The 25,925-nt window shown below is 66.8% G+C and carries 14 protein-coding genes and 1 pseudogene; 6 read left to right on the forward strand and 9 right to left on the reverse strand.

Annotated elements, in window-relative coordinates; genetic code table 11:
- Position 1 precedes the first annotated feature (1 nt).
- Genes arfB through recC form a run of 4 tightly spaced genes read right to left on the reverse strand, consistent with a single transcriptional unit; the run spans position 2 to position 10,180 of the window.
- Entirely contained in the window at positions 2-421 is a 420-nt protein-coding gene (gene arfB, locus WS68_RS09900; protein ID WP_059570643.1) for an alternative ribosome rescue aminoacyl-tRNA hydrolase ArfB, read from the reverse strand.
- Positions 418-3,054, reverse strand: a complete 2,637-nt coding sequence (locus WS68_RS09905; RefSeq protein ID WP_059570619.1) for an AAA family ATPase — start codon at positions 3,052-3,054, stop codon at positions 418-420. The genes arfB and WS68_RS09905 overlap by 4 nt, the downstream gene beginning before the upstream one ends.
- Positions 3,051-6,836, reverse strand: a complete 3,786-nt coding sequence (gene recB, locus WS68_RS09910; protein WP_059570620.1) for an exodeoxyribonuclease V subunit beta — start codon at positions 6,834-6,836, stop codon at positions 3,051-3,053. The genes WS68_RS09905 and recB overlap by 4 nt, the downstream gene beginning before the upstream one ends.
- Positions 6,833-10,180, reverse strand: a complete 3,348-nt coding sequence (gene recC / locus WS68_RS09915) for an exodeoxyribonuclease V subunit gamma (protein WP_059570621.1) — start codon at positions 10,178-10,180, stop codon at positions 6,833-6,835. The genes recB and recC overlap by 4 nt, the downstream gene beginning before the upstream one ends.
- Positions 10,181-10,482: 302 nt before the next feature.
- On the opposite strand from recC, the gene WS68_RS09920 reads away from it, so the two are divergent.
- Entirely contained in the window at positions 10,483-12,765 is a 2,283-nt protein-coding gene (locus WS68_RS09920) for an FUSC family protein (protein WP_059570622.1), read from the forward strand.
- A gap of 19 nt (positions 12,766-12,784) precedes the next feature.
- On the opposite strand, the gene WS68_RS09925 is transcribed toward WS68_RS09920, so the two are convergent.
- On the reverse strand, positions 12,785-12,964 hold the full coding sequence (locus tag WS68_RS09925) for a hypothetical protein (RefSeq protein ID WP_059570644.1): 180 nt from the start codon (positions 12,962-12,964) through the stop codon (positions 12,785-12,787).
- A gap of 76 nt (positions 12,965-13,040) precedes the next feature.
- The gene (locus tag WS68_RS09930; RefSeq protein WP_059514088.1) at positions 13,041-13,508 is read right to left on the reverse strand and encodes an Lrp/AsnC family transcriptional regulator; all 468 of its coding nucleotides are present in this window, start codon (positions 13,506-13,508) and stop codon (positions 13,041-13,043) included.
- A gap of 147 nt (positions 13,509-13,655) precedes the next feature.
- Here WS68_RS09930 and WS68_RS09935 point away from each other — a divergent pair, with 147 nt between their 5' ends.
- The gene (locus WS68_RS09935; RefSeq protein WP_059570623.1) at positions 13,656-14,321 is read left to right on the forward strand and encodes a cysteine dioxygenase family protein; all 666 of its coding nucleotides are present in this window, start codon (positions 13,656-13,658) and stop codon (positions 14,319-14,321) included.
- A gap of 151 nt (positions 14,322-14,472) precedes the next feature.
- Here the strand turns inward: WS68_RS09935 and WS68_RS09940 are convergent, their stop codons facing one another.
- From WS68_RS09940 to WS68_RS29580, 3 genes and pseudogenes are all read right to left on the reverse strand, one after another.
- Entirely contained in the window at positions 14,473-15,114 is a 642-nt protein-coding gene (locus WS68_RS09940) for an NAD(P)-dependent oxidoreductase (RefSeq protein ID WP_059570624.1), read from the reverse strand.
- A gap of 121 nt (positions 15,115-15,235) precedes the next feature.
- Positions 15,236-15,697 carry an Rrf2 family transcriptional regulator gene (locus WS68_RS09945; protein WP_059570625.1) on the reverse strand — a complete coding sequence of 154 codons (462 nt, stop codon included), beginning with the start codon at positions 15,695-15,697 and terminating at the stop codon, positions 15,236-15,238.
- A gap of 88 nt (positions 15,698-15,785) precedes the next feature.
- A pseudogene (locus WS68_RS29580) lies at positions 15,786-16,094 on the reverse strand (hypothetical protein); the annotation flags it as partial.
- Between the two features lie 819 nt (positions 16,095-16,913).
- On the opposite strand from WS68_RS29580, the gene WS68_RS09955 reads away from it, so the two are divergent.
- The 4 genes from WS68_RS09955 to WS68_RS09970 all read left to right on the forward strand — a co-directional run bounded on the left by WS68_RS09955 (position 16,914) and on the right by WS68_RS09970 (position 25,920).
- Positions 16,914-17,741 carry an IclR family transcriptional regulator gene (locus tag WS68_RS09955; protein WP_059570626.1) on the forward strand — a complete coding sequence of 276 codons (828 nt, stop codon included), beginning with the start codon at positions 16,914-16,916 and terminating at the stop codon, positions 17,739-17,741.
- A 411-nt stretch (positions 17,742-18,152) separates the two neighbouring features.
- Positions 18,153-19,493 (forward strand): MdtA/MuxA family multidrug efflux RND transporter periplasmic adaptor subunit, encoded by a 1,341-nt coding sequence (locus WS68_RS09960; protein WP_059570646.1) that lies wholly within the window; start codon positions 18,153-18,155, stop codon positions 19,491-19,493.
- A 13-nt stretch (positions 19,494-19,506) separates the two neighbouring features.
- A complete protein-coding gene (locus WS68_RS09965) occupies positions 19,507-22,617 on the forward strand; it encodes an MdtB/MuxB family multidrug efflux RND transporter permease subunit (RefSeq protein WP_059570627.1) in 3,111 nt (1,036 codons plus the stop codon).
- Positions 22,618-25,920, forward strand: a complete 3,303-nt coding sequence (locus WS68_RS09970; RefSeq protein ID WP_059570628.1) for an efflux RND transporter permease subunit — start codon at positions 22,618-22,620, stop codon at positions 25,918-25,920.
- The last annotated feature ends 5 nt before the right edge of the window (positions 25,921-25,925 follow it).

Raw genomic sequence — 25,925 nt, forward strand, 5'->3', positions numbered from 1 at the left:
CCTATTCGGCCATCTGGCCGCGGCCCGCTTTGCCGCGCCCGGCTTTCACATCGCCGCGCTGCCGCTTGTCGGCCAGACGGCGCTCCTTCGATGCACGCGTTGGCCGCGTCGCGACCCTCTTGCGCGGCGTCACGCCCGCACTGCGGATCAGCTCGTCGAGCCGCGCAAGCGCGGCCGCGCGGTTCTTTTCCTGCGTCCGGTATGTCTGCGCCTTGATCACGATAACGCCGTCGCGCGTGATGCGCTGATCGGCCCGTGCGAGAAGACGCGCCTTCAACGTATCGGACAGCGACGATGCGCGAATGTCGAAGCGCAGATGGATCGCGCTCGATACCTTGTTAACGTTCTGCCCGCCCGCGCCTTGCGCGCGAATGGCCGTCAACTCGACTTCGTCCGGCAAAAACGCGTAGCGCAGCGTCATATCGCCCCCACTTGCGGCATCGGCTGCTGCGCGCACAGTGCCTCGGCGATCCTCGCGGCAAGCCCGGAATCGCGCGCGGTACGCGTTGCGACCGCTTGCGCGAACACCGTGCGCGAGCCGATCACCTGTACGCGCGAGCGCGCGCGCGTGATTGCCGTATAGACTAGCTCGCGCGACAGCACGCGATTGAACGACGCGGGCAAAATCAACGCCGCTTCGTCGAACTCCGAGCCTTGCGATTTGTGAACGGTCAATGCAAACGCCGTTTCGTGCGGCGGCAGCGCAGCCGGCGTGACGGCGCGCGCGCGGCCGTCCGCACCGCGAAACCAGACGCGCAGCGCACCCTGCGCGTCCGGCAGCGCGATACCGACATCGCCGTTGAAAAGCCCGAGCGCGTAATCGTTGCGCGTCACCATCACCGGCCGCCCTGCGAACCACTGCGCGCCGATCGCGAGCGGCACGCGCACCGCGCGGCGCATCTCGGCCGCGACAAGCGCGTTGACTTCGTCAGCGCCCCGCATGCCGGCTCGCGTCGCGCATAGCGCGCGAAAGCGGTTGAGCATATCGAAAAGCGGCCCGGGGTCCGGCACCGACGCGGCGAGCGCGTCGCGCAGCGACGCGGCATAGCCGGAGAAGCCCTGCGCAATCCGCTCGACGGTCGCTCCCGGCAACGCCGGGCCATTGCCGTCGTCGTGCAGGCATGCGGCCGCGCCAGGATCCGTCGATAACGCCTCCAGTGCCTGCCGCGCGTCGCCACGGCGAATCGCAACCGACAACCGGCCGATCGGCGAATCGAGCCCGAAGCGGTAATTGCGCTCGAGCCAGACGACGCAATCGGTCAACGGCGCAATCGCGCGGCCTGCAACGCAAGCGGACTCGACGCTCTGCCGTGCCGTTGCCGCGCCCGGCTCCGGCGCGCCGGCGTGCCGGGCGGCACCGGCAGAACCCGCGCGATCCCGCTGCGGCAAGCCCGTGCACACGCCAGAGACGGCATGCGGCCCGACATGCGCTGCGACATTCGCATTGCGCGCCAACGACGTAGTGTGACACTCGTCCGGTACGGCGGCGTGTGGCATCGCGGCGTCGTGCGCCGCGAAGCTCGCGTCGTCCAGCCATGCCAGTTCGCCCGAATCGATCCACGCAAACGAATCGGCAGCCACACCCTGCCCATGCGCGGCGCCGCTCAAGCCCGCGCCATCACCGGACTCGGCCTGCTCGCCATGAGCGGCTTGCCCGCCGAGTTGGGCTTGCCGATCCGGGAGATCTGCCGGGCCCGGTTGATTCGGATTGCCGTCGAAGGCGCCCTCGTTTTCTGTCTCGAACAGCGAGCGCTGCATGGCGTGCATCATCCGCTGCGCGCCGCGCGTGCCGGATCGCCGCGCAACAGGTCGAGGCCCGCTCGATGCCGCCGGGCCGCCCTGCACGGAGTCGGTCGGAGTGGCAGGCACCGCCGCGCCCGCCAAAGCGGCACTCGATGCAGACCCGGCGTCGCCCGCGATATCAGCCGGCGCGGAAGTCGCGCGGCCGCCGAAACCCTCCGGCAACGCGTCGTCGAATTCGGCCACCTCCATGCCGAGCGCGCGCGCGATCCGCTCGGAGGCCGCCGCGCTGAACGCCGGTTGTGCGCTCAGTTCCGCAAATACCGCCCCCGCCTCGACCGCCGCGAGCTGGTCCTTGTCGCCAAGCAGCACGATGCGCGCGCTCGGCGCGAGCGCATCGAGCAGATGCGCGGCAAGCGCGACGTCGATCATCGACGCCTCGTCGACGACGACAAGATCGTAAGGCAACGGATTATCGTGATGATGCGCGAAGCGCCCGCCCGCGCCGCCTCCCAGCAGCCGATGCAGCGTGTACGAGGTCCGCGGCAAACGCACGGCGAGTTCGGGCGGCAAGCTGCCGGCCCGCGCGAGCAGCGCTTCCTGCATCCGCTGCGCCGCTTTGCCCGTCGGCGCGGCGAGCGCGATTCGCAAATCGGGCTGTGTGTCGAGCAGGCACGCAATCACGCCGGCGACCGTCGTCGTCTTTCCCGTGCCGGGCCCGCCGCTCACGATCGTCACGCGCCCCGTCAGCGCAACGAGCGCGGCAACCCGCTGCCAATCGACGCCACGCTCCTTCTGCGGCCCGAAATAACGCGCGAGACGCTCGCCGAGCGCCTCGGGCGACAGCGCGCAAGCTTCGGCGGCGCCGCAAACGGCTGCTTCGCCGGCGTGCGGCGGGCTGGCCCGCTCGACGAGCGCGCGCGCCAGCCGCGTTTCGTATTCGAAATAGCGCGCAAGATAAAGGCGTCCATCGCGATCAACGACGAGCGGACGCTCGCCGCCGCGGACAATGCCGTCGAATGCGACCATGCCGCTCGCCGCGAGCATCTCGCGCACGTCGGCAAACGATTCGCCGTACCGCTGCGCGAGCGCATGCAACGGCACGCATACGTGCCCCGCCGCCGTCGCGCGACTCGCGGCGAACGCCGCGCGCGCCGCCCATCCGGCTGCTACGGCCGGCGCGCCCTGACGACGCGCGAGCCCGCCGACCCGGCGCGCAAAGCCTTCAGCGAGCGCGAGACCGAAATCGGCCGGCTCAGGCAGGCGCTCGGCGAGCCCGCTCGTCCATCCGAAGCGCTCGTCGACCGTATTCATGCGTCCCCCATCAACGAATCGAGTGCTTCGACGAGCGCGCGCGCGGGCTTGCGCGCATGCACGCCGGCCTGCGCGCCGCCCGCCCGCCAATCGGGCCGCACGCCGCGCACGAATAAGTACAGATAGCCTGCAATATGCGTGTCGTAATCGTAGCCCTGCAGCCTCACGCGCAGATAGCGATGCAGCGCGACCGTGTAAAGCAACGCTTGCAGATGGTACGCATGCTGCGCCATCGCGGCATCGAGCGCACGCGGACCGTATGCGTCCGCCGTCGCGCCGAGATGATTCGATTTCCAGTCGACGATCCAGAAGCGGCCATCGTGCTCGACGATCATATCGATGAACCCCTTGATGAATCCGGTAAGCGTGCCCGCTTCGAGCGCGACGTCCGGATAGCCGTGAGCGGCAAGAAGACGCCGTAATGCATTGAAATCGAGCGCGGGCGCCGGAAATAGGAACGCCATCTCGGTCAAGCGCCGTGCCGGATCGAGCGCCGCAAGGCGCATGCCCGGCACGAGCTCGGTCGCGGCAAGCTGATCGACGAGCCGCGTCATCATCGCGGGCAGCCGCGCGGCGAGCGCGGGCTGCGCCTCGACCGGGCGCTCGTGCAGCGCGCGCTGCGCAGCAGCCTGCCATGTCGACGGATCGGAAAAATCCGCAAGCTCGAATAGCCGGTGCAGGCACTCGCCCGCCGCCGCGCCGCGCGGGAAGTCGACGATATCGTCGCCGGACGGCTCGGGCGGCGACGCTTGCGCCAACGCCGCATCGATCGGCCGCGCATGCGTGTCGAGCGCCGCAGCGAGCGCGTCGTGATCGGGGCTCAGTTCGTCGTCCACCACGCTTGCGACATGGCTCTCGCGAAGCGCGATCGCCGAAGTCAGCGAGCTGAAGCTCGCGATCCGCCACGCATCGCGCAGCGCGCGTACCGCGCGCCGCGCCGCGCGCATCCCGCCCGCTTCGCGGCCGGCCGCAAGCGGTTCGCGGCGAACGGGCGCCGGCAGCGGCACAAGCGCGATCGGCCCGAGCGCGAGCGCCTGCCAGCGCTCTGTCAGCTCCGCATCGTCGGCAGGCTCGTCGAGCCACGCCTCGAACGCGCGGCCCGCGCCTGCGACGAGCCAGTTCAGCACGCTGCGGCGCGCCTCCTTGGTCGAACGCGACGACAAATACGGCCCCGCGACCAGATAGCACCGGTATACGGCGCGCGTCAGCGCAACATAAACAAGCCGCGCGCGCTCCGCTGCCTGCTCGCGCATCGCATCGCGGGCCGCGCGCTCGGCGATCGCATCGTCGCAGCCGTAATGGAACACCGCGCGGCCCTTGTCGTCGTGATACTCGTGTGCGTCGGGCAAGCCCGAACCGTTCGGATCGCGCAGCGCGCCGTCGTTCAGGAACGGGCAGAACACGACCGCATATTCGAGCCCCTTCGATTTGTGAACGGTCACGATTTGCACGAGATTGCGATCGGATTCGAGCCGCAATTGTGCGTCGTCGTTGCCGCCGCCAAGACGCTGCGCCGCGAGCCAGCGCAGCGTCGGCGCGATGCCCGGCTGAGCGCTCGCGCGTGCCTGCGTCAGCTCGGCCAGATGATTGACGTCGGTCACGCGGCGCTCGCCGTCCGGCCCCGTCATCAGACGCTCGGCGATCGAAAGCTCGCTCGCCAGCGTGCGCCACATCACCGCGAAACCGCGCTCGCGCCACAACAGCCGGTATCGGGAGAACCGCTCGACCCAACCCATCGCGTCGACGGCACCGCCCGGCGTGCGCGCGGCATCGTTCGCCGCCGCATGCGAACCGCCACGCACGGCCGGCTCGCCCCACGCTTGACCGGCTTCGCCCGACACCGCATCGCCCTGCTCGAGATGCCAGAGCGCCGACGCGTCGAGACCGAACCAGTCCGACGCAAGCGCCGAGCGCAAGCGCCGCAGATCGCCCGGCGCGTCGATCGCCGCCAGCACGCGCTCGAGTTGTTCCGCATCGATCGTCGCGAACACGGACGCCTGCGCCAGCTCGACGCTGCCGATCCCCCACGCCGCCAGCACACGCTTGACCAGGCTGCCCTGCTTATGCGTCTGGACCAGCACCGCGATGTCGGACGCCGCGAGCGGCTCGCCGCCGAGCGTCACCGCGCGTTCGCGCGCACCGCCCATCAGACGTGCGATCTCGGCCGCACACGCCTGCGCGGCTTGCCGCTGGGCGTCGCGTTTCGTCAAGGTCCGTTCGCCCGACGGCAGCATCCAGACGCGGAAATCGCCCGCGCCGGCCAGCGGATCGGTGGCGTCGGCAAACGGCGCGCGTTCGCGCGCGCCCGCGCGCACCGGATCGTAATTGAGGCCGGGCAACACGAACGCGTGCGGATTCGCGCTGAACAACCGGTTGCATGCATCGACGATCGCAGGCGTCGAGCGCTGGTTGATCGCGAGCGTATAACGCGCCGATGCCGTGGCGCGCGCGGCGAGGTACGTATGCAGATCCGCCGCGCGGAAACTGTAGATTGCCTGCTTCGGATCACCGACGAGAAAAAGCGGCCCGGCCGGCGCGAAGACCATATTGAAGATCGCGAATTGCAGCGGATCGGTGTCCTGAAACTCGTCGATCAAAGCGGCCGGATAGCGCGCGCGCAGCGTATCGCGCAACCACGGATGCGCATCGAGCGCGTGATACAGATTCGCGAGCAGATCGTCGAACGACACGACGCGGCGCTTGCGCTTGCGCCGCGCGAGTTCGCCCGGCGCTTCGGCGAGCCATTGTGCGACGAGCGACAACCAACGCGCGCGCTGCGCGGCTTCGAGCGTGGCGAGCGCCTCCTCCAGCGCCTGCGCGGCATCGAAGAACGCGTGGCGCGGCGTCGCGCCGTTCTTTTTCGTCGCCTTCTCGAGCGCGGCCTGGGTCAGTTTGAGCGCCGCGCGCGGCAACGCGGCAAACGCGCTCGCCTGCTCGAAATAGCGCGCCCATGCGTCAAGCGCGCCGGAAAGCGCTTCCGGCTTGTGCGACGTCTGCTTCAGCGACGGCTGCGCGGCGGCGAGCAGTGTCTGGAGTTCGTCGCGCGACGCGCGCCAGAGCGCGGCGGCCGCGTCGAAACGCTCACGCGCGATGATCTCGTCATCGTCACGGGCCGCCTCGCGCCCATCCCAGCGCAGCTCGGCAAGCGGCTTCTTCAAACGCCGCGCAAGCTGCGCATCGAGCACCGCGGGCCCCGCGCCGTATTCGACGAGCCACTCGGCAAACGCCGGATGCGCGGCCGCGGCCGGCTCGATGCGCGTGCGCCAGAAATCGGCGGCAAGCTCAAAACGCAATGCGCTGTCATCGGCATCCATCTCGAATGAGAACGGCATCGCCGCGGCGAATGGCGCTTCTTGCAGCGCACGCTGACAAAACGCATGAATCGTATGGATTGCCGCCTGATCGAATGCGTGCAACGCGCGCCGCACACGTTGCGCCGCCGTTTCCCGATCGATGCCGCGCTGCGGCGCGAGCGTTGTCGCGAACAATTGCGCAATGAACGGATCGGCACTGCCTTCGCCCGAGTCAAGCACATGCGCAAGCTGAGCAAGACGGCTGCGAATCCGCTCGTGCAGCTCCGCGGTGGCCGCTTTCGTGAACGTGACGACAAGAATCTCGTCCACGCCGAGATCCTTTTCGAGCAGCAGCCGCACGTAAAGCGCGCAGATGTTCCACGTCTTGCCCGTGCCCGCCGACGCCTCGATCTGATTGACGCCATCGAGCGCACACGTGAACACGTCGAGTTCAGCCGCGCGCGTATCCGTTTGTGCCGCCCGGCTCATGACGACCTCCGCAAATGCTCGACCAGCGGATCGAATACGAGATGCGCGAGCGCGCCGAACGGCTCGTCGAGCGACGGATTGGCCCCGCGCCACGCAAGCGCGAGCGCTGGATCGTCGGCCTCGCCAGCAACGCGATCGTTGATCCAGACGCCGGCCGCCTTGGCTTCGCCGTCCGAAATGAGTGCCCATGCACTTTTCGGAAAGAACGCGAGCGGCATGCGCCGACCCGCGCGGAACAGCGCGGCAAGCGGCGCAAGCTGATCGAGCGGCGCTGCCACCGGCGCGAATTCGAATGCGTCGCCGCTGCCGAACCAAAGCGTGCGGCGCGGGCCGTTCGGATCGATCGTGCAATAAACGAGATGCGCGAGCCACGCGGACAAATAATCGCGTGCGCCCGGCCGCGCATAACGGTAGACCACTTGCCCCATCGGCGTGAGCCGCGCAAGCGCGCCGTGAAGGCGCAACGGCTCACGCGTTGCCGCGCGCGCCAATTCCGCGTCGTGCATGCCGAACCAGGGCGCGCCGTTCGTCGCCGGCCAGAGCGGCGTCACGTCAAACGCGAACGGCACGCGCGTCGCACCGCCGGCGAGTGCGCGGCGCACGTTGCCCGCGAGTTGTGCGATCGCGCCGAGCACGCGATCGCGCCGCACCGCGCCCGTCGCGCCGCCCGGCAATTCGGGGCTCGCGTCGGCAATGCGCCACGCGTGGTCGAACGCGGCTGCATCGGCTGTGCCCGCCGTATCGATCAGCAGCGGCAGCACGCGCGCGGCAAGCATATCGCTGCCGCCATAATCGAGTTCGAACGGCTCGACGTCGACGAGTTCGGCCTGCGCATCGGCAAGCGCGATACCGAGCCGCGCACGCAACAGCGCACGCGCCGGATGACGCCAAAACCGCTCGAAATCGGCAAATGCAACCGGCTCGGCGGCCTCCGGCGGCAGCGGCTGCGCGAAGAACGGCCGGGCAGCCGCCGCCGCGCCGTCGGCAAGCAAACGCGCAAGCGTCTCGCGCGATGCGTCATAAGTGAAAAGCACTCCGCCCGGCGCGAAATATTCGGCGGAAAACGGCTGCAACGGATGCTCGACGACGAACGCGCGGCGCGCGGCGTCGATCGCCTCGGGCGATGCATCGGGTCCCGCCGACACGGCTGCCAGATGGTCAAGCAGTTCGTCGACGAGCGCGGCGGGCGGCAACGGCGCATTGTCGCGAATGCTGCGGCCCGTGTAGGCGATCAGCAAACGGTCCCGCGCGGCAAGCAGCAGATCGAGGAACAGATTGCGCTCGTCGTCCCGGCGCTGCCGGTCGCCGAGTTTCGCGAATACCGCCATCAGATCGAATTCGTCGGCCCGTGCGAGGCTCGGCAGCACGCCGTCGTCCATTCCGAGCAGGCAAATCGCACGATAAGGCAGCCCGCGCAAGCTCGTCAGCGACGAAAACGTGACGCCGCCCCACGGTACGCCGCCGCGCGCGGGATCGTCGAGCGCGGCGGCAAGCCCCGCGCGCACGACGGCGGCCGGCATTTCGACGTCGGCCGCACCCTCTTCCATTGCCGCAAGCATCGCGTCGAGCGCGTTGCGAACACCGGAAAGCGCGTCGGCAAACAGCGGGCCGGAATCGAAGAAACGCGCGAGCGCATCGGCGAACACATCGCTCCAGCCCTGCGGTGTCAAATCGCCGGCGATGCGTTGCGCGAAACCGTCCAGATCGCCGGTAAAGCGCGCGAGCCGGCCGAGCAGTTCGGCTTCGCTCCCCTGCGCGCCGCCGATCGGCAGCCAGGCATCGACGGGCGCCGCGCCGTCCGGCATCGCGTAGCCGAGAAAGAGCCGTGTCAACGCGTCGGCGAACGTGTGGCGCCGCGCGGGCGCCGCGCCGGCGGCATTGCCGGCGTCCGCGTTGGCGAGCCCGCGCCGCGCGCCCGCCGCGGCAAGCCACGTCTGCACGGTCTCGAGCGCGGCGGCGTCCACCCCGTAGCGCGCGGCGACCGCATCCACACGCAGCCATTCGATCAGCTCCGGCGCACCGACGTCGCGCTCCGGCAGCGCAAGCCAATCGAGCAGCACGCGCGCGACCGGGTTCGCGTGCGAAGGCGGCAGGCCGGAGATGCGGTACGGAATACGCGCCGCGCCGCTGCCCGCCGCCGGGCCGAACACCGCGTCGATGAGCGGCCCCGCCGCGGCAAGATCCGGCATCGCGACGAGCACGTCCGACGGCGAAAGGCTCGGATCGGCGTCGAACCAGCCCAGCAGCCGGTCGTGCAACACCTCGAGTTGACGCGCGAGGCTGTGGCACACATGCACCTCGATACCGTGCTCGCCGGGCGGTTCGCCGAGCGCCGCCTCAGGCTGAAGCGCGAGGATCGCGTTCTGCACGCGTGCGAGCCAGGTCGGCGCGGGGTTTTCCTCGTAGCGCGACGCATCGCCCGACGCCGCGCTCTCGGTCAGTTCGTGCAGCATGTGGAGCTGCGCCTGCGTTTGCCGCCCCCATTCCGCCAGCAGCGGATGACCCACCTCCTGATAATCGAACTGCCCGGCCGCGCGCAGCGATTCGGCACGCGCGGCGCTCACGATGTCGAACCAGAACTCGCGGCACGGATTCAGCGCGTAAATGCGCACGTCGATCCAGCGCGACAACTCGCGCAGCAACGCGATATGCAGCGGCGGCATCGTCGGCAGCGCGAATACATGAACCGATGCCGGCCATCCCGCGCGCGCGCGCGCATCGGGATCAAGCGAGCCGGCGTCGCGCAAAAAGCGGTGCGCGGGCGGCGCTGCGCCGTCGGACAACTCGGCCGCGAGCGCATGCCAGAGTGCCGCCTGCCAAGCCTCGTCGTCGCGGACCGGTTCGGCGCCGTGGCGCGGCGCGCCTTCGAGCGCAAAGATCGAATCGCCCGCCTGCCACTGCGCAAGCCATTCCGGACGATAGGCGAGGTAATGATCGAACACTGTCGCGATCCGGTGCGCGAGTTCGTAGCGCATCGGCGCGTCGGCGGCGGCCAAATACGCGCAAAGCCGCGCGGACTTGCGCCAAGGCCCGTCGTCATGCGCCGATAGCAGGCGGTAGCAGCGCCACACGAGGCGATCGGGCGCAAACGGAGAGTTCGGCGGTACGGCCAGCACTTTGCCGATCTGCGCCCACAGCCATTGCGCGAGGTAGCGGAAATCCACGTTCGCGCATACGCGGTGCCGCTGCGCGATGTCGAGTTCGAGCCGCCGGCGCAGCGCCGCGCTCGGCACGATAACCTGCTGGGTTTCCCACGGCCCGGCGCCGGCCGCCACGGCGGCGAGATCGTCGAGCAACGCATCGACCAGCGTCTCGTGGCGGTTCGAGTAGAAAAGATGAAGCATGACAGCCGGTAAAAACCTGTAAGGACCGCCGGACGCAGGCCCGGCCTATCGAGGAACCAAGGATAACAAAGCGCGCACGGCCGGAGAATCGGCCGTTCGGCCAGTAGTCCGCGCCATGCGGCGCGCGCTACCATGCCGCTCGGGATCGTTCGCTCGCGCCATGCTTGCCGCTTGCCGCTTGCCGCGCGACGCGCCCGATGCGAAATGCGACGTGCCGCGCGGCTGCGAGGCCACGGAAATACGATAGACTCGTCGCCAACTCGGACCTCCCGGTGCTTCGCCGCCCGTTCTTCCGCTCATCGATGCGCTATTCGACCGAAATCAGGAAATTCCTCTACAGCCAGTATTTCTACGGCGGCCTGAGGATCGCATTCGGCGTGTCGCTGCCCGCCGTGCTTTGTCTCATCGTATTTCACAACCGCGAACTCGGCTTCACGATCGCGACGGGCGCGCTCGGCGCCTGCGTGGTTGATATGCCGGGTCCGCTCAAGTACAAGCACAACGAGATGCTCGCGTGCAGCGTGATCGGCTTTTTCTCCGCGCTCGCCACCGGGCTCGCGACGCCGCACATTTTCGCGCTTTGGCTCACGATCGTTCCGCTCACGTTCGTGCTGTCGCTCATCGTCGTCTACGGCAACCGCTGGCCGCAGATCAGCTTCGCGACGCTGTTCATGATGGTGATGACGCTCGAAGAAACGCTCACGCCGAAGCAAGCGCTCATCAACGCTTCATGGATTCTCGCGGGCGGCCTCTGGTATACGTACTGGGCAACGCTCGTATCGCGCCTGCAGGCGCGCCGCATCGAGCAGCAGGCGCTTGCCGAGAGCCTTTTCGCGTGCGCGTCGTACCTGCTCGCGCGCGCCGATTTCTACGATCTCGACGCCGATCTGGACGAGTGTTACCGGAACCTCATCGCCAAGCAGATCACAGCCGTCGAAACACAGGAAACCGCGCGCGACATCGTGCTGCGCAACTTGCCGAAGCTGCGGCGCGGCAAGCTCGATCCGGGCCGCACGATGATGTTCAACCTGTTCATCAACAGCGTCGATCTGCATGAGCTGTTCGTCGGCGCGCACACCGATTACCCGCTCGTGCGCAACACGTTCGGCGGCTCGGACCTGATGATCTTTTACCGCGACCTGATCCGCAAGGCGGCGGCCGATCTCGAGGAAGTCGGCCTCGCGGTGCTGGAAAACCGCATGCCGCACGCGCGAGTCAGCGTGAAGGCGGAGCTGCGCGCGATCGAATACGAAATCGAACTGATGCGCAAGAAACAGTTCGCGACGACGAACGCCGAAGCCTACGCAGCCGTGCTCGCGACGTTCCGCCGGATCTGGAGCGCGACGCGCCTGATCGACAAGATGCGCCGCAATCTGTCGGGCAGCGTCGACGCCCAGCAAACCGAGCTGAAGATCGACAAGACGCTGTCGCGCTTCCTGCAGCGGCGCCGGATGTCGCCGCTTCTCATCTTTTCGAACCTGAACATGGGTTCGCCGAGCTTTCGCCACGCGCTGCGCGTGACGGTCGCGGTCGCGGTCGGCTTCTGGCTCGGGCGTCTGCTGCCGCTCACCAACGCCTACTGGATCGTGATGACGAGCATCATCATCCTGAAGCCCGGCTACTCGCTGACCAAGCAGCGCAACGCGCAGCGGATCGTCGGCACGCTGATCGGTTGCACGGCGAGCCTCGCGCTCATCTATACGGTGCACGAACCGCATGTGCTGATCGCGATCATGTTCGCGTCGATGGTGATGAGCTACAGCCTGCTCCTCTTCAACTACGCGGCGAGCGTGGTGTTCACGTCGTCATACGTGCTGCTGATGTTCCATCTGCTCGCGCCCGGCAACATGCGCATCATCGGCGAGCGCGCGATCGACACGGTGGTCGGCTGCATGATCGCGATCGCCGCCAGCCGGCTGTTCCCTTACTGGGAATACCGCGCGATCGGCAAGCTCGTCGCCGATATGCTGGAAACCACCCGTCAGTATTTCGAGGCAACCTGGCGCGCGAGCCGCGGCCAGGCCGCGCCAAGCATGCCCACGGCCGACGGCGCGGCGGCGGTGCCCGCGGTCGCGACCGCCGTCGAAACCGCGCCCGGCGCGATCGACGACGACTATCCGTATCGGCTCGCGCGCAAGAACATGCACATCGCATTCGCAAACCTGGGCCAGGCGTTCCAGCGGATGATGATCGAGCCGAAAGCACATCAAAAGTTCGTGCCGGAGCTAAACGACCTGCTCGTGCAAACCCATGTGCTCGGCGCGCAAATCACGGCCGCCGCGCCGCTGCTGCGGCATGCGGCGCGCGCGCAGCGCGGCGACCCGCCCGCGCTCGAGCGCGGCCTCGCCGCCGTGCGCGACAATCTCGAACAAGCCGAAGCCCGCACGCCGCCGCCCGCAGACCACGCGGAAGCGGCCAAACAATTGACACGCGAGCTTGATTCGATGGTCGTCGATGCCGAGCGCTCGGACCCGGGCGCCGATCTCACGCACGATCTGAAAGTGCTTGCGCATCAATGCAAGCAGATGCTCGCGTCGTCGCTGCTGATCCGCAAGGACGCAAGCGTGATCCGTCTGCCCGAATGAGCGGCGCGGCCGCGCGCGCTCAGCCGCCCGTGCCGGCCGACGCCGCACTCGCCGGTGCAGCTTCCGGCGGGTGCGCCTCATCGTATTCGTGCTTCTGCGAAATCGCGTTGTACAGGATAGTGCCAATCACGAGCGCCACCATCACGACGATCAGAATCGCCACCCCGAATACTGGATTCTTCTTGCGTGGATCGTTCATCGCGTGCGGCACCCCGTTGAAAAAACGTCAAAGCCGGCATTCTACGCGCAACCGCGCCGGCGCCGCACGCTGGCCGTCATCCGCAGCCGCCGCTGCGCACGGGCAACGCGGTCGAATATTTGATCTGCTCCATCGCGAACGACGAGCTGACGTCGAAAAGCGGCATCGCGCGGATCAGCTGCTTGTAGACGCGATCGTAATCGTCGATGCCCGTCACGACAACGCGCAGCAGATAGTCGATCTCGCCGCTCATCCGGTAGACCTCGACGATCTCCGGCATGTCTCGCACGAGCTGCGTGAAACGCGTCGCCCACTCCTCGGTGTGCTGGTTGGTGCGCACCGACACGAATACCGTCGTGCCGACGCCGAGCTTGCGCGGATCGCATAGCGCGACCTGCGCGCGAATCGCCCCGGTTTCCTTCAGCTTTTGAATGCGCTTCCAGCAAGGCGTCTGCGACAGATTCACCCGCTGCGCCAACTCCGCGATCGGCAGCGTCGCGTCGGCCTGTAGCAGTTCGAGCAACTTTAGATCGATCTCGTCCATTTCCGCGACTCTTTGCAAATAGAAAATTATTCTATTCTCGAATGGCGGCAGGGAACAATATGGAATCCATTTCTTCGCCACTGCGCGTATAACTACAACGGCAAGCAGACCCGCGCGCCGCGCGGGCAAAACAAACATTCCAGCCCGATGAGTCACGCCGACCTGCTGTCACCCACACCGAATCGCCCCGCCCCGGCGCGGGATTCGGCCGCTCCTGCGCGATCGTCCGAACCATTGCGAGAGCCGGCAACGGCCGCCGCGCCCAGTCCACTCGAACGCCTGTGCGCACGAATCGACGCGGCATTCGACTCGCTCACGCACGAGGCCGCCCCCTCCCACCATCCGGCATTCGCGCAAGCAGTGCGCGCCGCGCTCGCCGAGGCCGCCGCCGAGCATGGGCTGCTGACGCCCGCGCAGCGGGAAAGCAGCGCCGATCACTATCGACGCCACCTGCTCGCCGCCGATCCGTTCGGGCGTTATGCGGTGGTATCGCTGGTCTGGCGGCCTGGCCAATGGAGCCCGATACACGGCCATCGGACCTGGTGCGGCTACGCCGTGCTCGAAGGCGAGCTGACCGAAAACGTCTACCACTGGGATGGCGTCACCGGCCGCGTGAAAAACGCGCGAATCTGTGCGCGAGCGCCGGGCTCGACGTCGTATGTACGCGCCGGCCTCGCCGGCATTCACCGGCTCGGGCATGGCGGCAGCACAACCGATACGCCCGCGATCTCGCTGCACGTGTACGGCGTGCGCGGCGAAGACGTGGCGACCCATGTCAACCACATCGTCGCAGCAGCCGATGCGCTTGATTGACGCCGCTCGCGCTTACGCGCCTCGCGCACGCACGTGACGATCCGCGGCGTACGGGTATCCGGCGCCGCGATCGGCCAATATGAAAGTGACGTAAAAACCAGCGACGGCCGCCGGGATTTCCGCGCTTCGACGCCCGCCGCCGCGGCGGCGATCAATACGCGACGGTCGCGGCTTGGCGAATGAAGCGGTTCTGTTCGAGTTCGTCGACGAACGCGACCGCATAATCTTCGGCCGAGATCGTGCTGTTGCCTTGGGCGTCAGCGATCAACTTGCCCGCGCCCGTGCGAAACTGGCCGGTACGCTCGCCCGGCTGAATCAGCGCGGCGGGCGAAAAGAAGGTCCAGTCCAGATCCTGCACGGTCGTCAGATAATTGAATGCGTCGCGATGCGCAAGCGCGACGGCCTTGTACGCTTCGGGAAATCCTTCGCTGTCCACGAGTTGCTTGCCCGGTGCGACTTCGAGCGTCCCCGCGCCGCCCACGACGACGATGCGCTTGACTCCCGCACCGCGTGCGCCTTCGACGAGCGCCTTCGCCGCACTCACGATCTTCTGCGCATCCTCTTGCTTCGGGCCATATGCGCTCGCCACGGCGTCGCGCCCCTCAAGCGCCGCTGCAACGCTCGCCGGATCGAACAGATCGACGGCCTTGGCGCTGGCGTGCTGCTCGCCGGCGGCGGGCCGGCGCGACAGCGCCGTCACCTGGTGTCCGCGGCGGGCGGCCTCGGCGGCAATCCGCGAGCCAATCATGCCGGTCGCGCCGAACAGCGCGATTTTCAAGGTACGTTGAGTCATGACGTTTCTCCTGGTAAATGAATATGTAACTTAATCAATTACATATTCGATCGAAAAAAACGGGATTGTCGATCCCTATCATAGCCGTCCATCGCGGCGCGGCAGCGCAACTGCCGCTCTTTCAGCTGCAGCCCGAGCACCGTGCGTGCCCCGCACCGGATTCCTCCGAGCGCAACACGTCGCCTGCCACATCCGTCAGCGTGCGCGTGGCGAGCGACGCTTCCATCGCCCGTTGCGCGTCGTCGATGTAATGAGTCAACAACTCCTGGATGTGCCGGCCGACAAGACATGCCGGATTCGGCATTTCCCGGTGCAGCGCGAAAAGCCGCGCTTCGTCGACCGCGCGATAAATGTCGAGCAGCGTGATTGCTGACGGCTCGCGCGCCAACAGCGCACCGCCGCCCGCACCGAGTTGCGACGTCGTCAGCCCAGCCGCGGCGAGCATCGACAGTAACCGGCGGATCAACGCCGGATTCGTGTTCACGCTGCCCGCGATCATGTCCGACGACAGCGGCACGCCTTCTTGCAACGACAGCAAAGCAAGCACGTGAACGGCAAATGCAAACCGGCTGCTCGTATTCATGATTCACCCGCGACGGAAATGCCCGGAGCTTGCGCTCGGCTATAAGTAACCATCATAGTTACATATAGCCGGAGTGGCAAGTGAAATTTTATTTGCCCACTTGTGCGCCGCTCGCGGTAGGCGCTTGCGCGGCGGTCTGGCCCAATTGCTGAAGCACGCGGTTGGTTGCCGCAAGGCCCGCGCTGGCCGCAACCGCGGCCTGCCCGATCGCCGCGGATGCGGCGCTCTGCAACTGCGCCTGCACGGCAGCCGACACGGCACTCGCGCTGACGGGCGGCACGGCCGACGCAACCCCTTGTTTCGCCGCGTCGATCTGCTGATTGACGAGGCTCGCCACCTGATCGAGCTGCTTGGTCGCCTGCGCGGCCGCCTGTGCCGCGACGCTCGCGGCGGTCTGGGCCGCCGCGCTTGCAGCAGCCTGCGTCACGGCACTCGTGGCGGCCTGGGCGGCGCTCGCCGCGGCTTGGGCAGCGCTTGCTGCCGCCTGAGCCGCACCGTGCACGGCGGCATCGGCCGGCGGCGCGCTGACTTGTTCCGGCTTCTTACAGCCGGCGAGCGCGAGCATCGCGGCCGCCGCGAACGCGGCAACATGGACAGGGGCTTGCGCGATGCGGCGGCGAATGCCTTGACGGCCACGGTCGGAAGAAACAACGGCGCGGGAAGTGTCGATCTCGATCATGATGGCGAAGGACTCAAATAACGCAGCTTTCGTATCCGAAAGGCTGATGATACGACGGCCCGCCATGCTCCTTGCCACTTCTGTTTCTTTTTTACAATTCTCCCGCCACACGCCCATACGCGGTCATGCGAACCGGCACGCAACGGCAGCCATCCCAAAATATGAGACAAATATCCAATCATTGAGAAACAAAAAAAAAGCGCCACGGGAACCGTGGCGCTAAAAAAGTTCTAGCCATTCCGAGGGCCGTGCTAGAACCTGAGAGACTGCATCGAACATCGTTCCCGATTAAACTACGAAACGACGTTTCGAAATTAGAGACATTCTTTCCTTTTCCGTCGCACAAGTCAAGCGAAAAATGCAAACGCGTATCCAATTTCAAACAGTACGTCGCCTCACATTTCTCTAGAAAACTCAAGGGGAAACCATAGCGTATTGCATGAAATGAAAGGTCTCTTGCATTGTGCGCATTCATTGATATTTGTCCGATAATTAATCAAAATCCGAAATGAAGTTTCGAAAAACTGAGAGAACCTTGTGACCTCACGCTCTAACGCCCAAGCAGTATCCCGCGAACGGGAATCGACGTCCGACGAAATCACCGCCCTCGCACGCGGGCTGGCGGTGTTGCGTCACGTCGCCGCCGCCGATGCGCCCGCCAGCAACCGAGAACTGGCAGAACTGACAGGTATCCCGAAGCCGACGGTTTCGCGCATCACCGCCACGCTCGTCAACACCGGGTTCCTTTACCAACTGCCCGACAGCGAGCGCTTCGTGTTGACTGCCGCCGTGCTCGAACTCAGCAACGGCTTTCTCCGCAACTTCGACATCCGCGCACGCTCGCGGCCCTTCCTCGTCGAGCTTGCCGAAAAGACCTCGCTATCGGTCCATTTGGCGGTGCGAGACCGACTCGACATGGTGGCGATCGACGTCGTGCGCCCGCGTTCGGCCGTACTCGTCACGCGGCTCGAAGCCGGCTCGCGAATGGACATCGCGCGCACCGCCGTCGGCCGCGCGTATCTGGCGACGCTCGAAGCCGATGCGCGCCGCGAACTGCTCGGCGCACTGCAGGCCGCCGCGGGCGACGAGTGGCCTCACGTCGTCGCGCGCCTGAACCCGGCGCTCGAACTCATCGCGCACGACGGCTATGCGATCGCGATCGGCGAGTGGCGCGAGGAATTGAATGCGATCGCGGCCGGCTTCGTCGCGCCGACTGGCGAGCGCTACGCGGTCAATTGCGGGGGCGCCGCGCATCAATGCTCGGCCGACTACTTGCGCTCGATCGCCGCGCCGGCGCTGCGCGAATGCATCGAAAAAATCGTCCGGGAGACCGGCGGCGCATCCTGGCCGAATCCGTCGAGCTGACCGTGCGCCGCACACGCGCGTCACGCGCATAGCGCACGCGCCTGTCAAGACGGGGGCGCCGCCGCCGTCAGCCGCCCGCGTCACAATCTTTCACTTCCATCCTTTCCCCGCACCGTCCGGCCCATGCGCCACGGCCGCGCCGGATACCATGCGCGCCACCCTCGGCATCTGCGATTGCCGCCTGCCTGCGTGTTTATCTGTAACGACCGTAATTCGGCGAAAGATAGCGCGCTGGACTGTAACCCCAGCGGGACGTAGCATCCATGCATCGCTGCACTGGCCGCCGCGTTGCGCGTCAATTCTTTGCCGCTCTTTTCTTTCACGACGCGCGCCGACGCGTCGCGTCGCGTCGACCGCGAACGCGGCCCATCCGCTCTTGTCGTATACGCCGCCGACATCCAGATCGAACCGATGGACAACCAACAAAAGCCCACGCCCCCCTCACCCCCTTCCCCGCCGCCGGCCGCCGCGCCCCGCTCACGCCGCAAGCTGATCGCGCTCGGCGTGCTCGCCGTCGCGCTCGGTGGCCTGCTGTGGTGGCATCCGTGGAAAAGCGGTAACAACAACGGCGGCGGCACGGCCGCCGGCCAAGCGGGCGGCGGCCGCCGGCACGGCGGGCCGGCCGCGTTCGCAAACCTGCCGCAGCCGGTGCAGGTGGCGAGCGCCACGCGCGGCGAGATGCCGATCGTCATCAACGCGCTCGGCACCGTCACGCCGCTCGCGAACGTGACGGTCAGAACGCAGCTCTCCGGCTATCTGCAATCGGTCGCGTTCCAGGAAGGGCAGATCGTCAAGAAAGGCGACGTGCTCGCACAGGTCGATCCGCGCCCATACCAAGTTTCGCTCGCCAACGCGCAAGGCGCGCTCGCGCGCGACGAGGCGCTGCTCGCGAACGCCCGCCTCGATCTGCAGCGCTACCAGACGCTGTTCGCGCAGGACTCGATCTCCAAGCAGCAGGCCGACACGCAGGCGTCGCTCGTCAAGCAATACGAGGGCACCGTGCAGATCGACCGCGCGGCGATCGATTCCGCCAAGCTCAACCTGACCTATGCGCGAATCACCGCGCCCTTGTCGGGCCGCGTGGGCTTGAGGCAGGTCGATCCGGGCAACTACGTGACGCCGTCGGATACGAACGGCATCGTCGTGCTCACGCAGCTCCAGCCGATCAGCGTGATCTTCACGACCTCGGAAGACAATTTGCCCGCGATCCTCAAGCAAGTGAACGCCGGCAACAAGCTGTCGGTCACCGCGTACAACCGCAACAACACCACGCCGCTCGAAACCGGCAAGCTCGAAACGCTCGACAACCAGATCGACACGACGACCGGCACCGTGAAGCTGCGCGCGACGTTCGAAAACAAGACCGGCCTGCTGTTTCCGAATCAGTTCGTCAATACGCGCCTGCTCGTCGACACGATCCGCGACGCGACGATCGTGCCAACGTCGGCCGTGCTGACGGGCTCGATCGGTCAATTCGTCTACGTCGTGAAGCCGGACAACACGGTCACCGTGCGCAAGGTGAAGCCGGGGCCCGTCGACGGCGAGCGCACCAGCATCGTCGAAGGTCTCGCGCCCGGCGAGCGGGTCGTCACGGACGGCTCGGACCGGTTGCGCGAAGGCGCGAAGATCACGATCCCGGCCGAGCAGCCGAAGCAGGCGCCGGGCGCGCGCGGCGCGGCTTCCGCGCCGGCGGCATCCGGCGCGCATGCCGGCCGCCGGCGGCATGACGCATCGCAGGCTCAATCGCAATGACGCGCGCTGACCGATGAATCCGTCCCGCGTCTTCATTCTCCGCCCGGTCGGCACCGCGCTCCTGATGGCGGCGATCATGCTTGCAGGCCTGGTCGCGTTGCGCTTTCTGCCGCTCGCCGCGTTGCCGGAGGTCGACTATCCGACGATCCAGGTCCGGACCTTGTACCCCGGCGCGAGCCCGGAGGTGATGACGTCGTCCGTCACCGCGCCGCTCGAGCGGCAGTTCGGGCAGATGCCGTCGCTCAACCAGATGTCGTCGCAAAGCTCGGCGGGCGCGTCGGTGATCACGCTGCAATTCAGCCTCGATCTGCCGCTCGACGTCGCCGAGCAGGAAGTGCAAGCGGCGATCAATGCCGCGGGTAACCTGCTGCCGTCCGACCTGCCCACGCCGCCGATCTACGCGAAGGTCAATCCGGCCGATGCGCCGGTGCTCACGCTCGCCGTCACGTCGAAGACGCTGCCGCTCACGCAAGTCCAGGATCTGGCCGACACGCGCCTCGCGATGAAGATCTCGCAGATCGGCGGCGTCGGCCTCGTGAGCCTGTCCGGCGGCAACCGGCCGGCGGTGCGCATCCAGGCGAACCCGCTCGCGCTCGCGTCATACGGGATGAATCTCGACGACCTGCGCACGACGATCTCCAACCTGAACGTCAATACGCCGAAGGGCAACTTCGACGGCCCGACGCGCGCATACACGATCAACGCGAACGACCAGTTGACGAGCGCCGATCAATACAACGACGCGGTGGTCGCCTACAAGGGCGGCCGCCCGGTGATGCTGACCGACGTCGCGAAGATCGTCGCCGGCGCGGAGAACACCAAGCTCGGCGCGTGGGTAAACTCGGAACCCGCGATCATCCTGAACGTGCAGCGCCAACCGGGCGCGAACGTGATCCAGACGGTCGACGGCATCAAGGCGATCCTGCCGAAGCTGCAGGAAACGCTGCCCGCCGCGCTCGACGTGCAGATCGTCACCGATCGCACGACGATGATCCGCGCCGCCGTACGCGACGTGCAGTTCGAACTCGCGCTCGCGGTCGCGCTCGTCGTGCTGGTGATGTACCTGTTTCTCGCGAACCTCTACGCGACGATCATCCCGAGTCTGTCGGTGCCGCTGTCGCTGATCGGCACGCTCGCGGTAATGTATCTGTCGGGCTTCTCGCTGAACAACCTGTCGCTGATGGCGCTGACGATCGCAACTGGTTTCGTCGTCGACGATGCGATCGTGATGATCGAGAACATCGCGCGCTACGTCGAGGAAGGCGACACGGCGCTCGAAGCGGCGCTCAAGGGCTCCAGGCAGATCGGCTTCACGATCATCTCGCTGACGGTATCGCTGATCGCCGTGCTGATCCCGCTGCTGTTCATGGGCGACGTGGTCGGGCGGCTGTTCCACGAATTCGCGATCACGCTCGCGGTGACGATCGTGATCTCGGCGATCGTGTCGCTCACGCTCGTACCGATGATGTGCGCGAAGCTCCTGCGCCACACGCCGCCGCCCGAGAGCCACCGCTTCGAGGCGAAGGTGCACGCGCTGATCGACCGCGTGATCGCGCGTTACGGCGTCGCGCTCGAATGGGTGCTGAACCGGCGGCGCTCGACGCTCGTCGTCGCGCTCCTGACGCTCGCGCTCACCGCGCTGCTGTACGTGCTGATCCCGAAGGGTTTCTTCCCGACCCAGGACACGGGGGCGATCCAGGCAATCACGCAGGCGCCGCAATCGGTGTCGTACCTGGCGATGGCCGAGCGGCAGCAGGCGCTCGCCGCCGAGATCCTGAAGAATCCGGATGTCGAAAGCCTGACGTCGTTCATCGGCGTCGACGGCTCGAATATCACGCTCAACAGCGGCCGGATGTTGATCAACCTGAAGCCGCGCGACGCGCGCAGCGCGTCGGCGAGCGCGATCATCCGCACGCTGCAGCAGCAGGCCGCCGACGTTGCCGGCATCTCGCTCTACATGCAGCCGGTGCAGGATCTGACGATCGATTCGACGGTCAGCCCGACGCAATATCAGTTCATGCTGACGAGCCCGAACCCGGACGAATTCGCGACGTGGGTGCCGAAGCTCGTCGAGCGGCTGAAGAAGGAACCGTCGCTTGCCGACGTCGCGACCGATCTGCAGAACGACGGCAAGTCCGTCTACATCGAGATCGACCGCGCCACCGCCGCGCGCTTCGGGATCACGCCCGCGACCGTCGACAACGCGCTGTACGACGCCTACGGCCAGCGGATCATATCGACGATCTTCACGCAGTCGAACCAATACCGCGTGATCCTCGAAACCGAACCGCAGATGCAGCACTACACCGATGCGCTGAACAATATCTACCTGCCGTCGGCGGGCGGCGGCCAGGTGCCGCTGTCGACGATCGCGACGTTCCACGAGCGGCCTGCGCCGCTGCTCGTCACGCATCTGTCGCAATTCCCGGCGACGACGATCTCGTTCAATCTCGCGCCGGGCGCATCACTCGGCGAAGCGGTCAACGCAATCCAGGCGGCCGAGCGCGAAGTCGGGCTGCCCGCGTCGTTCCAGACACGCTTTCAGGGCGCGGCGCTCGCGTTCCAGGCGTCGCTGTCGAACCAGCTGTTCCTGATCCTCGCGGCGATCGTCACGATGTACATCGTGCTCGGCGTGCTGTACGAGAGCTACATCCATCCGATCACGATCCTGTCGACGCTGCCGTCGGCCGGCGTCGGCGCGCTCGTCGCGCTGATGATCACCGGGCACGACCTCGACATCATCGGCATCATCGGCATCGTGCTGCTGATCGGCATCGTGAAGAAAAACGCGATCATGATGATCGACTTCGCGCTCGAGGCCGAGCGCGTCGAGGGCAAGCCGCCGCGCGAGGCGATCTACCAGGCGTGTCTGCTGCGCTTTCGCCCGATCCTGATGACCACGCTCGCCGCGCTGCTCGGCGCCGTGCCGCTCGTGCTCGGCACGGGCTCGGGCTCCGAGCTGCGCCAGCCGCTCGGCATCGCGATCGCGGGCGGGTTGATCGTCTCGCAGGTGCTCACGCTGTTCACGACACCCGTGATCTATCTCGGCTTCGATTCGCTCGCGCGCCGCGTCCGCGGCTTGTTCGAGCGCAACAGGCCGGCTGCCGCGAATCCGGACGCGTAAATGAATCTGTCGCGCCCTTTCATCACCCGTCCCGTCGCGACCACGCTGCTCGCGCTCGGCATCGCGCTCGCCGGCCTGTTCGCGTTCATGAAGCTGCCAGTGTCGCCGCTGCCGCAAGTCGATTTCCCGACGATCATGGTGCAGGCGTCGCTGCCGGGCGCGAGCCCCGAGACTGTCGCGACCAGCGTGACGAGCCCGCTCGAGCGGCACCTGGGCTCGATCGCGGACGTCGCCGAAATGACGTCGATGAGTTCGGTGGGCAACGCGCGGATCGTGCTGCAGTTCAACCTGAACCGCGACATCGACGGCGCCGCGCGCGACGTGCAGGCGGCGATCAACGCCGCGCGCGCCGATCTGCCCACGAGCCTCAAGAGCAATCCGACATACCGCAAGGTCAACCCGGCCGACTCGCCGATCATGGTCGTCGCGCTGACGTCCAAGACCGCGTCGCCCGCGAAGCTGTATGACGCCGCGTCGACGGTGCTGCAGCAATCGCTGTCGCAGGTCGGCGGTGTCGGCCAGGTCAGCGTGAGCGGCTCGGCGAACCCGGCCGTGCGCGTCGAACTCGAGCCGCAGGCGTTGTTCCATTACGGCATCGGCCTCGAGGACGTGCGCGCGGCGCTCGCGTCGGCCAACGCGAACAGCCCGAAAGGCGCGATCGAGTTCGGGCGGGCGCACTATCAGCTCTACACGAACGACCAGGCGTCGCAGGCATCGCAATACCGCGATCTCGTGATCGCCTATCGCAACAGCGCCGCGGTGAGCCTTTCCGACGTGTCGAGCGTCGTCGATTCGGTCGAGGATCTGCGCAATCTCGGCCTGGCCGACGGTGACCGTGCGGTGCTCGTGATCCTGTACCGGTCGCCCGGCGCGAACATCATCGAGACGATCGATCGCGTGAAGGCCGCGCTGCCGCAACTGACGGCGTCGCTGCCCGCCGACATCAAGGTCACGCCGATACTCGACCGCTCCGGCACGATCCGCGCGTCGCTGACCGACACCGAGCACACGCTGCTCATCGCGGTCAGCCTGGTCGTGATGGTCGTGTTCCTGTTCCTGCGCAACTGGCGCGCGACGCTGATTCCGAGCGTCGCGGTGCCGATCTCGATCGTCGGCACGTTCGGCGCAATGTATCTGCTCGGCTTCTCGCTGAACAACCTGTCGCTGATGGCGCTGATCGTCGCGACGGGCTTCGTCGTCGACGACGCGATCGTCGTGCTCGAGAACATCTCGCGCCATATCGAGAACGGCAAGCCGCGCGTGCAGGCGGCGTTCGAAGGTGCGCGCGAGGTCGGCTTCACCGTGCTGTCGATCAGCCTGTCGCTCGTCGCGGTGTTTCTGCCGATTTTGCTGATGGGCGGCATCGTCGGACGCCTGTTTCGCGAGTTCGCGCTCACGCTGTCACTCGCGATCGGCGTGTCGCTCGTCGTATCGCTGACGCTCACGCCGATGATGTGCGCGCGCCTGCTGCCCGAAGCCCACGATCCGCGCGAAGAAGGCCGCGTGGCCCGCTGGCTGGAGCGCGGTTTCGAGCGGATGCAGCGCGGCTACGAGCATTCGCTGTCGTGGGCGCTGCGCCATCCGCGCACGATCCTGCTCACGCTCGCCGCAACCATCGCGCTCAACCTATATCTGTACGTCGTCGTGCCGAAGGGCTTTTTCCCGCAGCAGGACACGGGGCTCATGATCGGCGGCATCCAGGCCGACCAAACCACGTCGTTCCAGGCGATGAAGCTCAAGTTCTCGGAGATGATGCGCATCGTCGGCGAGAATCCGAACGTCGCGCATATCGCGGGCTTCACCGGCGGCGCGCAGACCAACTCGGGCTTCATGTTCGTCGCGCTGAAGAGCAAGCCCGAGCGCAAGCTGTCCGCCGATCAGGTGATCCAGCAGTTGCGGCCGAAACTCGCGGCCGTCGCAGGCGCGACCACCTTCCTGCAGGCGGCGCAAGATATCCGGATGGGCGGCCGGCAAAGCAATGCGCAATATCAGTTCACGCTGCTCGGCGATTCGACGCCCGAGCTGTACAAATGGGGGCCGCTGCTGACCGAAGCGCTGAAAAAACGCCCCGAACTCGCCGACGTGAACTCCGATCAGCAGCAAGGCGGCCTCGAGGCGATGGTGACGATCGACCGCGCCACCGCCGCGCGCCTGGGCATCAAGCCCGCGCAAATCGACAACACGCTGTACGACGCGTTCGGCCAGCGCCAAGTATCGACGATTTACAACGCGCTGAACCAATATCACGTCATCATGGAAGTCGCGCCGCGCTACTGGCAGGACCCGCAGATGCTCAAGCAGGTGTACATCAGCACGTCGGGCGGCAGCGCGAGCGGCTCGCAGACGACCAACGCGACGGCGGGCACCTATGTCGCGACGTCCGCGGGCACGTCGGCGGCCGGCACGAGCGCGACGAGCGCCGCCGCGATCGCCTCCGATTCCGCGCGCAACCAGGCGCTCAACTCGATCGCATCGAGCGGCAAGTCGAGTGCATCGGCGGGGGCGGCCGTGTCGACGTCGAAATCGCCGATGATCCCGCTGTCGGCGATCGCGAGCTTCGGCCCGAGCACGACGCCGCTGTCGGTCAATCATCAGGGCCTTTTCGTCGCGACGACGATTTCGTTCAACCTGCCGCCGGGCGTGTCGCTGTCGAGCGCCACCCAGGCGATCTACCAGACGATGGCCGAAATCGGCGTGCCGCCGACGATCACGGGCAGCTTCCAGGGCACCGCGCAGGCGTTCCAGCAATCGATGCGCGACCAGCCGATCCTGATCCTCGCCGCGCTCGCCGCCGTCTACATCGTGCTCGGCATTCTGTACGAAAGCTATATCCACCCGGTCACGATCCTGTCGACGCTGCCGTCCGCGGGCGTCGGCGCGCTGCTCGGCCTGCTGCTCTTCAAGACCGAGTTCAGCATCATCGCGCTGATCGGTGTGATTCTGCTGATCGGGATCGTGAAAAAGAACGCGATCATGATGGTCGACTTTGCAATCGATGCGTCGCGGCAAGGCAAATCGTCATTCGATGCAATTCACGAAGCCTGCCTGCTGCGTTTTCGCCCGATCATGATGACGACGATGGCGGCGCTGCTCGGCGCGCTGCCGCTCGCGTTCGGCCGCGGTGACGGCGCGGAGCTGCGCGCGCCGCTTGGCATCGCGATCGCGGGCGGACTCATCGTGTCGCAGATGCTGACGCTCTATACGACGCCGATCGTCTACTTGTATATGGACCGTCTGCGCGTGCGCTGGGAAAACCGCCGGCGCGGCACGCGAGCGGCCGGCGCCGCCGGCGCGGGCGAATGATCGGG

Origin of the sequence: Burkholderia sp. TSV86 (genome assembly GCF_001522865.1) — a bacterium.
Classification (GTDB): Bacteria; Pseudomonadota; Gammaproteobacteria; order Burkholderiales; family Burkholderiaceae; genus Burkholderia.

Bases quoted from the DNA above. Each gene is read 5' to 3' on its own strand.
- WS68_RS09945 (WP_059570625.1), bottom strand. From the start codon at position 15,697: ATGAATACGAGCAGCCGGTTTGCATTTGCCGTTCACGTGCTTGCTTTG.
- recC (WP_059570621.1), bottom strand. From the start codon at position 10,180: ATGCTTCATCTTTTCTACTCGAACCGCCACGAGACGCTGGTCGATGCG.
- WS68_RS09930 (WP_059514088.1), bottom strand. From the start codon at position 13,508: ATGGACGAGATCGATCTAAAGTTGCTCGAACTGCTACAGGCCGACGCG.
- WS68_RS09970 (WP_059570628.1), top strand. From the start codon at position 22,618: ATGAATCTGTCGCGCCCTTTCATCACCCGTCCCGTCGCGACCACGCTG.
- arfB (WP_059570643.1), bottom strand. From the start codon at position 421: ATGACGCTGCGCTACGCGTTTTTGCCGGACGAAGTCGAGTTGACGGCC.
- WS68_RS09940 (WP_059570624.1), bottom strand. From the start codon at position 15,114: ATGACTCAACGTACCTTGAAAATCGCGCTGTTCGGCGCGACCGGCATG.
- WS68_RS09920 (WP_059570622.1), top strand. From the start codon at position 10,483: ATGCGCTATTCGACCGAAATCAGGAAATTCCTCTACAGCCAGTATTTC.
- WS68_RS09925 (WP_059570644.1), bottom strand. From the start codon at position 12,964: ATGAACGATCCACGCAAGAAGAATCCAGTATTCGGGGTGGCGATTCTG.
- WS68_RS09935 (WP_059570623.1), top strand. From the start codon at position 13,656: ATGAGTCACGCCGACCTGCTGTCACCCACACCGAATCGCCCCGCCCCG.
- WS68_RS09960 (WP_059570646.1), top strand. From the start codon at position 18,153: ATGGACAACCAACAAAAGCCCACGCCCCCCTCACCCCCTTCCCCGCCG.
- WS68_RS09905 (WP_059570619.1), bottom strand. From the start codon at position 3,054: ATGAATACGGTCGACGAGCGCTTCGGATGGACGAGCGGGCTCGCCGAG.
- recB (WP_059570620.1), bottom strand. From the start codon at position 6,836: ATGAGCCGGGCGGCACAAACGGATACGCGCGCGGCTGAACTCGACGTG.
- WS68_RS09965 (WP_059570627.1), top strand. From the start codon at position 19,507: ATGAATCCGTCCCGCGTCTTCATTCTCCGCCCGGTCGGCACCGCGCTC.